This window comes from Paracoccus solventivorans (assembly GCF_900142875.1).
Taxonomy (GTDB): domain Bacteria; phylum Pseudomonadota; class Alphaproteobacteria; order Rhodobacterales; family Rhodobacteraceae; genus Paracoccus; species Paracoccus solventivorans.
In genome coordinates this window covers 150,609-163,939 of record NZ_FRCK01000002.1, presented here as the reverse complement: position 1 = coordinate 163,939, position 13,331 = coordinate 150,609, and the positions used below count along the sequence as shown (strand labels likewise).

The 13,331-nt window shown below is 68.9% G+C and carries 15 protein-coding genes; 13 read left to right on the top strand and 2 right to left on the bottom strand.

Annotation, left to right across the window (positions count from 1 at the left end; translation table 11 throughout):
- The first annotated feature begins 20 nt into the window (after positions 1 to 20).
- Positions 21 to 1,187, top strand: coding sequence for a M20 aminoacylase family protein (locus tag BUB57_RS04065; protein WP_073062549.1), 1,167 nt, complete (start codon positions 21 to 23; stop codon positions 1,185 to 1,187).
- A complete protein-coding gene (locus BUB57_RS04060; protein ID WP_073062546.1) occupies positions 1,184 to 1,552 on the top strand; it encodes a hypothetical protein in 369 nt (122 codons plus the stop codon). Before BUB57_RS04065 ends, BUB57_RS04060 begins: the two co-directional genes overlap by 4 nt.
- 7 nt (positions 1,553 to 1,559) lie before the next feature.
- Here the strand turns inward: BUB57_RS04060 and BUB57_RS04055 are convergent, their stop codons facing one another.
- On the bottom strand, positions 1,560 to 2,045 hold the full coding sequence (locus BUB57_RS04055) for a hypothetical protein (protein WP_073062542.1): 486 nt from the start codon (positions 2,043 to 2,045) through the stop codon (positions 1,560 to 1,562).
- Positions 2,046 to 2,189: 144 nt separating this feature from the next.
- On the opposite strand from BUB57_RS04055, the gene moaA reads away from it, so the two are divergent.
- Positions 2,190 to 3,191: a GTP 3',8-cyclase MoaA gene (gene moaA, locus BUB57_RS04050; RefSeq protein ID WP_073062539.1), complete on the top strand. Its 1,002-nt coding sequence runs from the start codon at positions 2,190 to 2,192 to the stop codon at positions 3,189 to 3,191.
- A gap of 34 nt (positions 3,192 to 3,225) precedes the next feature.
- Here the strand turns inward: moaA and BUB57_RS04045 are convergent, their stop codons facing one another.
- Complete coding sequence (locus tag BUB57_RS04045) at positions 3,226 to 3,480, bottom strand: GFA family protein (RefSeq protein ID WP_073062536.1); 255 nt, start codon at positions 3,478 to 3,480, stop codon at positions 3,226 to 3,228.
- A gap of 146 nt (positions 3,481 to 3,626) precedes the next feature.
- On the opposite strand from BUB57_RS04045, the gene uvrA reads away from it, so the two are divergent.
- From uvrA to BUB57_RS03995, 10 genes are all read left to right on the top strand, one after another.
- Positions 3,627 to 6,518: an excinuclease ABC subunit UvrA gene (gene uvrA, locus BUB57_RS04040; RefSeq protein WP_073062533.1), complete on the top strand. Its 2,892-nt coding sequence runs from the start codon at positions 3,627 to 3,629 to the stop codon at positions 6,516 to 6,518.
- Positions 6,519 to 6,879: 361 nt separating this feature from the next.
- Positions 6,880 to 7,245, top strand: a complete 366-nt coding sequence (locus BUB57_RS04035; RefSeq protein ID WP_073062529.1) for an NADH-quinone oxidoreductase subunit A — start codon at positions 6,880 to 6,882, stop codon at positions 7,243 to 7,245.
- Positions 7,245 to 7,769, top strand: a complete 525-nt coding sequence (locus BUB57_RS04030; RefSeq protein ID WP_073063602.1) for a NuoB/complex I 20 kDa subunit family protein — start codon at positions 7,245 to 7,247, stop codon at positions 7,767 to 7,769. The genes BUB57_RS04035 and BUB57_RS04030 overlap by 1 nt, the downstream gene beginning before the upstream one ends.
- A 5-nt stretch (positions 7,770 to 7,774) precedes the next feature.
- Positions 7,775 to 8,422 (top strand): NADH-quinone oxidoreductase subunit C, encoded by a 648-nt coding sequence (locus BUB57_RS04025; protein ID WP_073062526.1) that lies wholly within the window; start codon positions 7,775 to 7,777, stop codon positions 8,420 to 8,422.
- A complete protein-coding gene (locus tag BUB57_RS04020; protein ID WP_073062523.1) occupies positions 8,422 to 9,660 on the top strand; it encodes an NADH-quinone oxidoreductase subunit D in 1,239 nt (412 codons plus the stop codon). Before BUB57_RS04025 ends, BUB57_RS04020 begins: the two co-directional genes overlap by 1 nt.
- Positions 9,661 to 9,724: 64 nt before the next feature.
- Entirely contained in the window at positions 9,725 to 10,594 is an 870-nt protein-coding gene (nuoE, locus tag BUB57_RS04015) for an NADH-quinone oxidoreductase subunit NuoE (RefSeq protein ID WP_084731950.1), read from the top strand.
- A gap of 30 nt (positions 10,595 to 10,624) precedes the next feature.
- A complete protein-coding gene (locus tag BUB57_RS04010; protein ID WP_073062521.1) occupies positions 10,625 to 11,107 on the top strand; it encodes a hypothetical protein in 483 nt (160 codons plus the stop codon).
- A complete protein-coding gene (locus BUB57_RS04005; RefSeq protein ID WP_073062517.1) occupies positions 11,104 to 11,355 on the top strand; it encodes a DUF5337 domain-containing protein in 252 nt (83 codons plus the stop codon). The genes BUB57_RS04010 and BUB57_RS04005 overlap by 4 nt, the downstream gene beginning before the upstream one ends.
- Before the next feature lie 12 nt (positions 11,356 to 11,367).
- Positions 11,368 to 12,663: an NADH-quinone oxidoreductase subunit NuoF gene (nuoF, locus tag BUB57_RS04000; RefSeq protein ID WP_073062513.1), complete on the top strand. Its 1,296-nt coding sequence runs from the start codon at positions 11,368 to 11,370 to the stop codon at positions 12,661 to 12,663.
- 94 nt (positions 12,664 to 12,757) lie between these two features.
- Positions 12,758 to 13,216: a TM2 domain-containing protein gene (locus BUB57_RS03995; protein WP_073062510.1), complete on the top strand. Its 459-nt coding sequence runs from the start codon at positions 12,758 to 12,760 to the stop codon at positions 13,214 to 13,216.
- Positions 13,217 to 13,331: the final 115 nt, after the last annotated feature.

Here is a 13,331-nt window from a genome sequence, read left to right as displayed (position 1 = left end):
GGGGTCACAGGAGTTGCGCCATGCCCGTCAGGAACCGCTTTGCCGAGCTGCTGCCCGAGATCACCGGCTGGCGGCATGATTTCCACCGCCACCCCGAACTGGACTATGCCGTCCACCGCACCGCCGCCCGCGTGGCCGAGCTGCTGCGCGGCTTTGGCGCCGACGAGGTGACCGAGGGTGTCGGCCGCAGCGGCGTGGTGGCGGTGATCCGCGGCTGCCGCGACACGCGCGCGCGGGTGGTGGCGCTGCGCGCCGACATGGACGCGCTGCCGATCACCGAGATCACCGGCGCCGACTATGCCTCGACCACGCCGGGGGTCATGCACGCCTGCGGCCATGACGGCCACACCGCGATGCTGCTGGGGGCGGCGAAATACCTGGCCGAGACCCGCAATTTCGACGGCACCGCCGTGCTGGTGTTCCAGCCGGCCGAGGAAAACGGCGCCGGGGGGCTGGCCATGGTCCAGGACGGGCTGGTCGAGCGCTGGGGGATTCAAGAGTTCTATGCGCTGCACAACCTGCCCGGCCTGCCCGTCGGGCAATTCGCGATCCGCGAGGGCGGGATCATGGCCGCTGCCGACCAGTTCGACGTGGTGCTGACCGGCCGCGGCGGCCACGCGGCGCGGCCGCAGGATTGCGTCGATCCGGTGCTGGCTGCGGCGCAGCTGGTGACGGCGCTGCAATCGCTGGTGGCGCGCAACCTCGATCCGCTGCAGGCGGGGGTGGTCTCGGTCTGCTCGGTCGAGACCTCGAGCCACGCCTATAACATCATCCCGCAAGAGGTGCGGCTGCGGGGCACCGTGCGCTCGCTCGATGCCGGCGTGCGCGACCTGCTGGAACAGCGCTTTCACCGGGTGGTCGCCAGCACCGCCGAGGCGCTGGGGGTCAGCGCCGCCATCGACTATCGCCGCGGCTATCCGGTGACGGTGAACCACCGGGACGCCACCGCCCACGCGGCCGAGGTCGCCCGCGCCGTCGCCGGGTCGGTGGACACCGCCGCGCCGCCGCTGATGGCGGGCGAGGATTTCAGCTACATGCTCGAATCGCGGCCGGGGGCCTATATCTTCCTGGGCAACGGCGACAGCGCCATGCTGCACCACCCCGCCTATGATTTCGACGACAGCGCCATCCCGGCCGGGGCCAGCTGGCTGGCCGGGATGGTCGAGGCGCGGATGCCCGCCGGATGAGCGGCGGCGAGTCCCTGCCGCCTGCGTTGGCGGCGGGGCTGGATGTGCTGGGGCTGGCCGCGCCGGGCTTCGTGCCGCCCCCTGAGGTCGCGGCGGCGGCGCAGCAGGGGCTGGCGCTGCGCGCGCGCCACGGCCGCGGCGGCACCGGGGTCGGGCTGGCCCGGGCGCAGGCGCTGGCCGCGCGCCGCCCGCACTCCGCGCGCGAGATGCGGGTGATCGCCGGCTGGTTCGCCCGCTTCGCCGGCCTGCGGGCGCGCGAGGGCTGGGGCGAGGGCGCGCCCTCGGCCGCCTATATCGCCTGGCAGCTGTGGGGCGGCGATCCCGGCCGCGCCTGGGTCGAACGCCACCGCCCCGACTGGGGCTGAGCCGCCGTCAGTTCCGATACACCTCGACCTCGGGCAGGTCGGTCAGCCCCACCCCCAGTGTAGTCAGCACCGGCAGCGACACCTGGCTGCCGGCCGAGGCCGGGCCGGGCAGGGGGATCAGGTCGACATTCACCGATTTGCCGGTCGAGGGGTCCACCAGCCGCCCCTTGCCCGCGGCCTGCACCAGCGGCGTGCGGATCCAGAACCCGCCCTTGGTCGCATCCCCCAGCGAGGCGATGGTGGTCCCCAGCCGCGCCCCTGCGGCAGCAGGCCGGCTCGCCGCGGCCTTTTCCGCCGCCGAGGCATCCAGCGACGCAACCGAGCGCGCGCTGGCCGGGCGCTGCAGCGCGGTTTCGGTCACGCCCGAGGGGGCGGCGGGGGCCGTCGCCCGCGGCGGCGGCTGCGGCGTCCCGGTGGCCGCCAGGTCGCAGCCGGCCAGCGCCAGCAGCGGCAGCAGCAGCGCCAGTCGGTTGAACGCTTGTGCGGTGGTCATGGATCGTTCCCCGGGGTCTGTTGGCTTCCGCCCCAGACTGCCGCGCCCGGGCGCCGCTGTCCACGCCCGCGCCGGTTCTTCGGCGTCCCGCCGCCGCTCTTGCCGGGCCTTGAGCCGCCGCCCCGCGCTGCCTATGTTGCGGCCATGTCCTGCGCCCCGCTGATCGACCCTTTCGCCCGCCCCATCACCTACCTGCGGGTCTCGGTCACCGACCGCTGCGATTTCCGCTGCACCTATTGCATGGCCGAGCACATGCAGTTCCTGCCCAAGGCCGAGCTGCTGACGCTGGAGGAACTCGAACGCCTGGCGGGCGCCTTCATCGACCTGGGCGTGCGCAAGCTGCGCATCACCGGGGGCGAGCCGCTGGTGCGGCGCAACATCATGTCGCTGTTCCGGGTCATGTCCGGGCGGCTGGGCAACGGGCTGGACGAGCTGACCGTGACCACCAACGGCAGCCAGCTGTCGCGCTTTGCCGACGAGTTGGCCGATTGCGGGGTGCGGCGGGTGAATGTCTCGCTCGACACGCTCGACCCCGACAAGTTCGCCGCCATCACCCGCTGGGGCCGGCTGCCGCAGGTGCTGGGCGGCATCGCGGCCGCCAAGGCCGCGGGAATGCGGGTCAAGATCAACACCGTGGCGCTCAAGGGCTTCAACGAGGACGAGCTGTTCCCCCTGCTCGACTGGTGCGCGGGCGAGGGCCACGACCTGACCTTCATCGAGGTCATGCCGATGGGCGAGATGGGCGAGGAGGACCGGCTGGACCAGTACTGGCCGCTCAGCGACCTGCGCGCGCGGCTGGCCGAACGCTTCACCCTGCAGCCGCTGGCCGAGCGCAGCGGCGGCCCGGCCCGCTATGTGCGGATCGAGGAAACCGGGCAGAAGATCGGCTTCATCACCCCCTTGACCCATAATTTCTGCGAAAGCTGCAACCGCGTGCGCGTCACCTGCACGGGCGAGCTCTACATGTGCCTGGGGCAGGAGGACCGCGCCGACCTGCGCGCGCCCTTGCGCGCCAGCGCCGACGACGGCCCGCTGCGCGAGGCGATCCGCACCGCCATCGCCCGCAAGCCCAAGGGCCACGACTTCGACTATTCCCGCGGCGTCGCCGGCAAGGTCTCGCGCCACATGAGCCACACCGGCGGCTGAGGGCGGCGCGCAAGCGTCCGGAAACCTGCGCCGATCAGGCAGATGCCCCGTCAACAACCTGCGAATCGAGCGCCCGCGCATCCACCCCGTCCAGACAGTTGACGTTCACTGCCACGATCGTCTGGCCGTCCTGTTCCCCGGTCGCATAGGGCTGGATGCCGCAAGTCGGGCAGAAACGGTGCGAGATGACGTGCTTGTTGAAGCGGTATTCCGTCGTCGGACCGTCTGCGGTCAGCCGGAAGGCGATGGCACCGCATTGGCAACTGCCGGTATAGATCTTGTCAGGCATGGCGAACCCTCGCGCGTTAACCGCTTGCAACGCCACTCTGCCATAGATGCAGTCATGCGCAAGTTCATATTCCGTTCCGTCTCGGCCGTTGTCTTTCAACAGCTGCCTGCCTATCTGTTGCCCCTGTCCCCCGAAAAGGCCCCCGCATGGAACAGAAGTTCATCGAGGTACGCGGCGCGCGCGAACACAACCTCAAGAATGTCGACATGGACATCCCCCGCGACCGGCTGGTGGTGATCACCGGGCTGTCGGGGTCGGGGAAATCCAGCCTCGCCTTTGACACCATCTATGCCGAGGGGCAGCGGCGCTATGTCGAAAGCCTGTCGGCCTATGCGCGGCAGTTCCTCGACATGATGGGCAAGCCGGACGTGGACCATATCACCGGCCTGTCGCCGGCGATTTCCATCGAGCAGAAGACCACCAGCAAGAACCCGCGCTCGACCGTCGGCACGGTCACGGAAATCTACGACTATCTGCGGCTGCTGTTCGCGCGGGCAGGGACGCCCTATTCGCCGGCCACAGGCCTGCCGATCGAGGCGCAGCAGGTGCAGGACATGGTCGACCGGATCATGGCTCTGCCCGAGGGCACCCGCGCCTATCTGCTGGCCCCGATCGTGCGCGACCGCAAGGGCGCCTATGAGAAAGAGCTGCTGGAGCTGCGCAAGAAAGGCTTCCAGCGGGTCAAGATCGACGGCGCGTTCCACGAGCTCGACACGCCGCCGACGCTGGACAAGAAGTTCCGCCACGACATCGACGTGGTGGTGGACCGCATCGTGGTGCGCGAGGGGCTGGAAACGCGATTGGCCGATTCCCTGCGCACCGCGCTGGACCTCGCCGGGGGCATTGCGGTGCTGGAAACCGCGCCGGCCGAAGGTGAGCCCGAGCGCATCACCTTCAGCGAGAACTTCGCCTGCCCGGTCTCCGGCTTCACCATCCCGGAAATCGAGCCGCGGCTGTTTTCCTTCAACGCGCCGCTGGGGGCCTGCCCCGCCTGCGACGGGCTGGGGGCCGAACTGGTGTTCGACGAGCGGCTGATCGTGCCCGACACCGGCCTGTCGCTGGCGCAGGGCGCCATCGCGCCCTGGGCGAAGTCGAAATCCGCCTATCTGACCCAGACCATCAACGCGCTGGCGAAACACTACGGCTTCGACCGCAAGACCCCGTGGCGCGACCTGCCGGACGAGATCCGGCAGCTGTTCATGCACGGCTCGGGCAGCGAAGAGATCCGTTTCCGCTTTGACGACGCCGGCCGGGTGTATGAGGTCAGCCGCACCTTCGAGGGCGTGATCCCCAACATGGAACGCCGCTACCGCGAGACCGACAGCGCCTGGTCGCGCGAGGAGATGGAGCGTTACCAGAACGCACGCCCCTGCCATGTCTGCAACGGCTGGCGGCTGAAGCCCGAGGCGCTGGCGGTGAAGATCGCCGGCACCCATATCGGCCAGGTCACCGACCTGTCGATCCGCGAGGCGCTGGCCTGGACCGAGGACGCCCCGAACCACCTGACCAAGCAGAAGAACGAAATCGCCCGCGCCATCCTCAAGGAAATCCGCGAACGGCTGGGGTTCCTGGTCAATGTCGGGCTGGATTACCTGACGCTGAGCCGCGCCGCCGGCACGCTGTCGGGCGGCGAAAGCCAGCGCATCCGGCTGGCCAGCCAGATCGGCTCGGGCCTGACCGGGGTGCTCTATGTGCTGGACGAGCCCTCGATCGGGCTGCATCAGCGCGACAACGACCGGCTGCTGGGCGCGCTCAAGGGGTTGCGCGACCAGGGCAACTCGGTGATCGTGGTCGAACATGACGAGGACGCGATCCGCCATGCCGATTACGTCTTTGACATGGGGCCGGGGGCCGGGGTCCATGGCGGGCAGGTGGTGGCCAAGGGCACGCCGGCCGAGATCGAGGCCAACCCTGACAGCCTGACCGGGCAATATCTGTCCGGCGCGCGCGAGATCCCGGTCCCCGCCGAGCGCCGCAGGGGCAACGGCAAGGCCGTGACCGTTGAGGGCGCCACTGGCAACAACCTGCGCGACGTGACGGTGGATTTCCCGCTGGGGCGGTTCGTCTGCGTGACCGGCGTCTCGGGCGGCGGCAAGTCGACGCTGACCATCGAGACGCTGTTCAAGACCGCCTCGATGCGGCTGAACGGCGCCCGCCAGACCCCCGCGCCCGCGCGCGCGGTCAAGGGGCTGGAACAGCTGGACAAGGTGATCGACATCGACCAGCGGCCCATCGGGCGCACCCCGCGCTCGAACCCCGCCACCTACACTGGCGCCTATACCCATATCCGCGACTGGTTCGCCGGGCTGCCGGAATCGAAGGCCCGCGGCTACGGCCCCGGCCGCTTCAGCTTCAACGTCAAGGGCGGCCGCTGCGAGGCCTGCCAGGGCGACGGCGTCATCAAGATCGAGATGCATTTCCTGCCCGACGTCTACGTCACCTGCGAGACCTGCAAGGGCAAGCGCTACAACCGCGAGACGCTGGAGGTCGAGTTCAAGGGCCGATCCATCGCCGACGTGCTGGACATGACCATCGAGGACGCGCAGGAGTTCTTCCGCGCCGTGCCCTCGATCCGGTCCAAGATGGATGCGCTGGTCGAGGTCGGGCTGGGCTATGTCAAGGTCGGCCAGCAGGCCACCACCCTGTCGGGGGGCGAGGCGCAGCGGGTGAAGCTCGCCAAGGAGCTGTCGCGCGCCTCGACCGGGCGCACGCTCTATATCCTTGACGAGCCCACCACCGGGCTGCATTTCGACGACACCCGCAAGCTGCTCGAGGTGCTGCACCGGCTGGTCGAGCAGGGCAACACCGTGGTGGTGATCGAGCACAACCTCGACGTGATCAAGACCGCCGACTGGATCATCGACATCGGCCCCGAGGGCGGCGACGGCGGCGGGGTGATCGTCGCCACCGGCACGCCCGAGGATATCGCCGCGGTGCCCGGCAGCCACACCGGCCGCTATCTGGCGCCGCTGCTGGAGCGGACGGCCCCGGCGCGGCCCGCAGCCGCGACCAAACCGCGCAAGGCCGCCAGCGCCTGACCCGGCCCGGGCGGCGGCCGGCGGCGCTGGGGAAGGGGGGCTGTCTGCCCCCCATCGCCTGGCGGCGAATCCCCTCGAGGATCTTCGCGGCAAGATGAAAGCGGCGGGAAAGCCGGGGCTCTGCCGCTTCTTTCTGGTGAAAATACCCGATGGCGCAGCCGGGGCGACGGCGATTCCGTCCCAGCGGGGGCGTGGCGCCCGGTCGGCGGGGGGATCCGGGCAGCGGCCGGAAAACCCGGGCGCCGCGCCCCGGCTTTGGCGCCATGGTTGCATTGACCACCGGGCAGGGGAGGGATAAACGAAACTCCAGCCACACAGCCACGCGGCACCCGAGGGTCGCCGCCGTCAGGGGAGCCCTCTCGTGGACTATCTTCTGTCCGAATATCTGCCCGTCCTGGTCTTCATCGGCATGGCCGCGGCGCTGGCGATCATCCTCGTCCTTGCGGCTGCCGTGCTGGCGGTGCGCAACCCGGACCCGGAGAAGGTCAGCGCCTATGAATGCGGCTTCAACGCCTTCGACGATGCGCGGATGAAGTTCGACGTGCGGTTCTATCTCGTGTCGATCCTGTTCATCATCTTCGACCTCGAGATCGCGTTCCTGTTCCCCTGGGCGGTGAACCTGGCCGGGCTCAGCGATGTGGCCTTCTGGTCGATGATGGTCTTCCTGGCCGTCCTGACCATCGGATTTGCCTATGAATGGCGGAAAGGGGCGCTGGAATGGGCGTGATGACCGGGGCCAATACCGCGGGCGCCGACCGCGAGGTCGCGACGGCGCAGCTGAACCGCGAGCTGCAGGACAAGGGCTTCCTGCTGACCACCACCGAGGACATCATCAACTGGGCGCGCAACGGCTCGCTGCACTGGATGACCTTCGGCCTGGCCTGCTGCGCGGTCGAGATGATCCACGCCTCGATGCCGCGCTATGATCTGGAACGCTTCGGGACGGCGCCGCGGGCCTCGCCCCGGCAGTCGGACCTGATGATCGTCGCGGGCACGCTGACCAACAAGATGGCGCCGGCGCTGCGCAAGGTCTATGACCAGATGCCCGAGCCGCGCTATGTGATTTCCATGGGCAGCTGTGCCAATGGCGGCGGCTATTACCATTATTCCTATTCCGTCGTGCGCGGCTGCGACCGGATCGTGCCGGTCGACATCTACGTTCCCGGCTGCCCGCCCACCGCCGAGGCGCTGCTGTACGGCATCCTGCAACTGCAGCGGCGCATCCGCCGCACCGGCACGCTGGTGAGGTGATCCCGATGGCCGTCTATCCCGATCCGCAGGCGCTGGCCGAGCTGGGCGAAATGATCGCCGCCCGCCGCCCCAACGATGTGCTGAAATCCGAGGTCGCCTTTGGCGAGCTGACGCTGACCGTCCATGCGCAGTCCATCGTGGCGCTGGTGCAGGCACTGCGCGACGACCCGGCCTGCCGCTTTTCGACCCTGGTCGACATCACCGCCGTCGATCACCCGGAACGCCCGGCGCGCTTCGACGTGGTGTGGCATTTCCTGTCCATGTACACCAACCAGCGCATCCGGCTGAAGGCGGCGGTGCGCGAGGACGAGCTGGTGCCCTCGATCACCGGGCTGATGCCCTGCGCCAACTGGTTCGAGCGCGAGGTCTTCGACATGTTCGGGATCCTGTTCTCGGGGCACCCGGACCTGCGCCGGCTGCTGTCGGACTACGGGTTCCGCGGCCATCCGCTGCGCAAGGACTTCCCGACCACCGGCTATCTGGAAGTGCGCTGGGACGACGCCGAAAAGCGCGTGGTCTATGAGCCGGTCGATCTGGTGCAGGAATACCGGCAGTTCGATTTCCTCTCGCCGTGGGAGGGTGCGAAATACGTGCTGCCCGGCGACGAGAAGGCCCCCGCCACCACCGGCGTCACCGCAGAGGGCAAGAAGTGATGGACGGCGACATCCGCAACAACCAGTATGACGACGGCAGCGCGGACGTGCTGACCGACGAACAGCGCATCCGCAATTTCAACATCAACTTCGGCCCGCAACACCCTGCGGCGCATGGTGTTCTGCGCATGGTGCTGGAGCTTGACGGCGAGATCGTCGAGCGCGCCGACCCCCATATCGGGCTTTTGCACCGCGGCACCGAAAAGCTGATGGAAAGCCGCACCTATCTGCAGAACCTGCCCTATCTGGACCGGCTCGACTATGTGGCGCCGATGAACCAGGAACATGCCTGGTGCCTGGCGATCGAGCGGCTGACCGAGACCGAGGTGCCGCGCCGGGCGCAGTTGATCCGGGTGCTTTACAGCGAGATCGGGCGGATCCTGAACCATCTGCTGAACCTGACGTCGCAGGCAATGGACGTGGGCGCGCTGACCCCGCCGCTGTGGGGTTACGTCGAGCGTGAAAAGCTGATGGTGTTCTACGAGCGGGCCTGCGGGGCGCGGCTGCACGCCAATTATTTCCGCCCCGGCGGCGTCCATCAGGACCTGCCGCCGCAGCTGATCCAGGACATCGACGACTGGGCGGTGGCCTTTCCCAAGGTGGTCGACGACCTGCATGTGCTGCTGACCGAAAACCGCATCTTCAAGCAGCGCAACGTCGATATCGGCATCGTCAAGGAACAGGACATCCTCGACTGGGGCTATTCCGGGGTGATGGCGCGCGGCTCGGGCCTGGCCTGGGACCTGCGCCGCAGCCAGCCCTATGAATGCTACGACGAATTCGAGTTCCAGGTGCCGGTCGGCACCAACGGCGACTGCTACGACCGCTATCTGGTGCGGATGGAGGAGATGATCCAGTCGACCTCGATCATCCGCCAGGCCTGCGCCAAGCTGCTGGCGGAACCGCCCGGCGACGTGCTGGCGCGCGGCAAGCTGACGCCGCCTCGCCGCGCCGAGATGAAGCGCGACATGGAAGCGCTGATCCACCATTTCAAGCTGTATACCGAGGGGTTCAAGGTTCCCGCCGGCGAGGTCTATGCCGCGGTCGAGGCCCCCAAGGGCGAGTTCGGTGTCTACATGGTCGCGGACGGGACCAACCGTCCCTATCGGGCCAAGCTGCGGGCGCCGGGCTATCTGCACCTGCAGTCGATGGACTGGCTGTCGCGCGGGCACATGCTGGCCGATGTCGCGGCGCTGCTGGGCTCGATCGATATCGTGTTCGGAGAGATCGACCGGTGAGCATGTCGTCCCTTGGCCCGTCCCCGGCGCACGCCGCCGCCCCTCGCACCGGAGAGTTCGCCTGATGCTGCGCCGCCTGTCCCCCGTCCAGCCCGAGTCGTTCGAGTTCACCCCTGCGAACCTTGAATGGGCGCGGGCGCAACTGACCAAATATCCGCAGGGCCGGCAGGCCTCGGCGGTGATCGCGCTGCTGTGGCGCGCGCAGGAACAAGAGGGCTGGCTGTCGCGGCCGGCCATCGAATATGTCGCCGATTTCCTGGGGATGCCCTATATCAGGGTGCTTGAGGTTGCGACATTCTACTTTATGTATCAGCTGCAACCCGTTGGGAAGATTGCGCATATCCAGATCTGCGGCACCACCACCTGCATGATCTGCGGCGCCGAGGAGCTGATCGCCATCTGCCGCGAGAAGATCGCGCCGACCCCGCATACGGTCTCGGCCGACGGCAATTTCTCGTGGGAAGAGGTCGAGTGCCCGGGCGCCTGCTCGAACGCGCCGATGGCGCAGATCGGCAAGGATTATTACGAGGACCTGACCGCCGAGAAGCTTTCGGCGCTGATCGACGCCATGGCCGCGGGGCAGGTGCCGGTGCCGGGGCCACAGAACGGCCGGTTCTCGTCGGAGCCGCTGGGCGGGCCGGTGGCGCTGACCGCGACCGAGCGGGTGGAGCAGGCGAATGCCTCGGTCGCCCGGGCGACGCGGCTGCGCGACACGCTCAAGCGCATCGACGGGACCGAGGTGCCGATCCTGACCCCCTGGGTGCGCCCCGACACTGCCGATAGCGATTCCGGGGATGAGCCCAAGCCCAGCCTGGGCCGGCCCGCCGACAAGACCGGCGTGACCGTGCAGGAGGCGGCGGCGACCTCTCCGGGGATGCCCGTTTCCAAGATTGAACCGGCCGGCCAGCCCGCCGATGCGAAAGACACCGACTGACCCCGAACCCCAGCTGTAAAGGACCCCGCCATGACCAATTGCGCACGGAACTGCTGGATCTTCGCCGCGGTGATGGGGCTGGTCGTGCTGCTGTTCTCGCTGGGCGGGGTCGGCTTCATGGGCGGGCTGTTCCTGGGTTTCGTGACAGCGTGGCTGCTGGGCGGGCTGGGGATGTTCCTGCTGTGCCAGGGCGCCGAGGCCGATGAGAGCTGGGTCCCGGTCGAAGACGCCCGCGACCCCGACGAGCCGGTGCGGCAGTCGATCCGCCGCGACGGCGGGGCGGCGGCGCAGGTGGCGATCGCGCGGCCGCAGCGCCCGGCCGGGATGGCCGGCGCACCGGCCGAGGCCTCGGTCGGCGGCGGGCAGGCGGTGACCTTTGAACCCGGCAAGGGCGGGGCCACGAAGGCCAAGCCGGCGCCGCGGCGCAAGGCGGCGCGCGCGCTTGCAGCCGACGGGGATTCGGCGCATGCCCCCGCCGGCGGTGACGCCGCCGGCAGCGGCGGGACGACATGACGGCGCCGCGTCGGCCGCCCGGCCCTGCGCCGGGCCGGGACGACAGCGGCCAGATGCGGCTGGTGGCGCTGGTGATCGCGGGGGCGATGCTGGCATGGCTGGCGGCGAACTGGGCGGGGCGGCGTTACGGCTGGCCCGCGGAATATGCCTTTCTCGCCGATCTCGCGGCGATCGGGGCGCTGGTCTGGTCGCTGATGGTGACCTGGCGGATCTGGCGGCGGCGCGCTGATGCACCGCACGAACGATAGGACGACGACGCGATGCTGAGCGATCAGGACCGGATTTTCACGAATCTCTACGGCATGGGTGACCGCAGCCTGCGCGGCGCCCGCGCCCGCGGCCACTGGGACGGCACCGCCGGGATCATCGCCCGCGGCCGCGATGCCATCATCGACGAAATGAAGAAATCCGGCCTGCGCGGCCGGGGCGGCGCGGGCTTCCCCACCGGGATGAAGTGGTCCTTCATGCCCAAGGAAAGCGACGGGCGCCCGGCCTATCTGGTCATCAACGGCGACGAATCGGAACCTGCGACCTGCAAGGACCGCGAGATCATGCGCCACGATCCGCACACGCTGATCGAGGGGGCGCTGATCGCCGGCTTCGCCATGGGCGCGCACACCGCCTATATCTACATCCGCGGCGAGTTCATCCGCGAACGCGAATCGCTGCAATCTGCCATCGACGAATGCTATGACGCGGGGCTGCTGGGGCGGAACGCGGCGGGCTCGGGCTGGGACTTCGACCTGTTTGTGGCCCATGGCGCCGGCGCCTATATCTGCGGCGAGGAAACCGCGCTGCTGGAAAGCCTGGAAGGCAAAAAGGGGATGCCGCGGATGAAGCCGCCGTTCCCGGCCGGGGCGGGGCTTTACGGCTGCCCGACCACGGTCAACAACGTCGAATCCATCGCGGTGGTGCCCACGATCCTGCGCCGCGGAGCGGAATGGTTCGCCGGTTTCGGCCGCCCGAACAACGCCGGCGTCAAGCTGTTCGGCCTGACCGGCCATATCAACACCCCCTGCGTGGTCGAGGAATCGATGTCGATCCCGATGCGCGAGCTGATCGAGCGCCACGGCGGCGGCATCCGCGGCGGCTGGAAGAACCTCAAGGCGATCATCCCCGGCGGCGCCTCGTGCCCGGTGATCCCGGCGCATCTGTGCGAGGATGCGATCATGGATTTCGACGGGATGCGCGAGCTGCGCTCGTCCTTCGGCACCGCCTGCATGATCGTAATGGATCAGCAGACCGACATCATCAAGGCGATCTGGCGGCTGTCGGCGTTCTTCAAGCATGAAAGCTGCGGCCAGTGCACGCCCTGCCGCGAAGGCACGGGCTGGATGATGCGGGTGATGGAACGGCTGGTCCGCGGCGATGCCGAGGTCGAGGAAATCGACATGCTGCTGGACGTGACCAAGCAGGTCGAGGGCCACACGATCTGCGCGCTGGGGGACGCCTCGGCCTGGCCGATCCAGGGGCTGATCCGCCATTTCCGCGAGGAGATCGAGGACCGCATCAAGGCCAAGCGCACCGGCCGCATGGGCGCCATGGCGGCCGAGTGACCGCTTTTTCCGCATATCCCGCCGCTGCGGCGGCCGCGGCACACGCCGCCCGCGTCCCCGGGGCGCGTGCCGTTGTGTGCGCAGGGGGTGCGGCATGAAGGGGCAGATCCTGCATATCGACCCGCGTACGGGCGAGGGGGTCGTCACCGGCGCCGACGGGCGGCGCTATGCGTTCGCGGCCGAGGACCTGCTGGGCAGCGGCCAGATCGCGCGGCCGGGCGTTGCGGTGGATTTCCAGCCCCGGGGCGAGCGCGCGGCCGAGATCTATCCCGACCCCGGCGCGCCGCAGCCCGCCCGCCATTACGGCAAAAGCCGCATGGTGGCGGGGTTGCTGGCGCTGTTCTTCGGCTCGGTCGGGGCGCATAAGTTCTATCTGGGCTACAACCGCGCCGGGCTGATCATGCTGGCGGTGACGGCGCTGGGATGGCTGCTGTTCTTCATCCCCTCGGGGGTGGTCTGGCTGATCGCCTTTGTCGAAGGGGTGATCTATCTGACCCGCACCGACGAGCAGTTCCACGACACCTACGAGCTGGGCGAAAGGGACTGGTTCTGATGCGCGGTGCGGTCGTCCAGCGCGGCTTTCGGCGGCGCGCTCACGCGGGGTTGACCCATTCGTGCGGCCGCCCGGCGCCGCGGCGGGCCTATGTTGCAACTCTGTGCAACGAGGA

Excerpts from the sequence above, each read along its gene's own strand:
- BUB57_RS04065 (WP_073062549.1), top strand. The coding sequence starts at position 21 with ATGCCCGTCAGGAACCGCTTTGCCGAGCTGCTGCCCGAGATCACCGGC.
- BUB57_RS04060 (WP_073062546.1), top strand. The coding sequence starts at position 1,184 with ATGAGCGGCGGCGAGTCCCTGCCGCCTGCGTTGGCGGCGGGGCTGGAT.
- BUB57_RS04055 (WP_073062542.1), bottom strand. The coding sequence starts at position 2,045 with ATGACCACCGCACAAGCGTTCAACCGACTGGCGCTGCTGCTGCCGCTG.
- moaA (WP_073062539.1), top strand. The coding sequence starts at position 2,190 with ATGTCCTGCGCCCCGCTGATCGACCCTTTCGCCCGCCCCATCACCTAC.
- BUB57_RS04045 (WP_073062536.1), bottom strand. The coding sequence starts at position 3,480 with ATGCCTGACAAGATCTATACCGGCAGTTGCCAATGCGGTGCCATCGCC.
- uvrA (WP_073062533.1), top strand. The coding sequence starts at position 3,627 with ATGGAACAGAAGTTCATCGAGGTACGCGGCGCGCGCGAACACAACCTC.
- BUB57_RS04030 (WP_073063602.1), top strand. The coding sequence starts at position 7,245 with ATGACCGGGGCCAATACCGCGGGCGCCGACCGCGAGGTCGCGACGGCG.
- BUB57_RS04025 (WP_073062526.1), top strand. The coding sequence starts at position 7,775 with ATGGCCGTCTATCCCGATCCGCAGGCGCTGGCCGAGCTGGGCGAAATG.
- BUB57_RS04020 (WP_073062523.1), top strand. The coding sequence starts at position 8,422 with ATGGACGGCGACATCCGCAACAACCAGTATGACGACGGCAGCGCGGAC.
- nuoE (WP_084731950.1), top strand. The coding sequence starts at position 9,725 with ATGCTGCGCCGCCTGTCCCCCGTCCAGCCCGAGTCGTTCGAGTTCACC.
- BUB57_RS04010 (WP_073062521.1), top strand. The coding sequence starts at position 10,625 with ATGACCAATTGCGCACGGAACTGCTGGATCTTCGCCGCGGTGATGGGG.
- BUB57_RS04005 (WP_073062517.1), top strand. The coding sequence starts at position 11,104 with ATGACGGCGCCGCGTCGGCCGCCCGGCCCTGCGCCGGGCCGGGACGAC.
- nuoF (WP_073062513.1), top strand. The coding sequence starts at position 11,368 with ATGCTGAGCGATCAGGACCGGATTTTCACGAATCTCTACGGCATGGGT.
- BUB57_RS03995 (WP_073062510.1), top strand. The coding sequence starts at position 12,758 with ATGAAGGGGCAGATCCTGCATATCGACCCGCGTACGGGCGAGGGGGTC.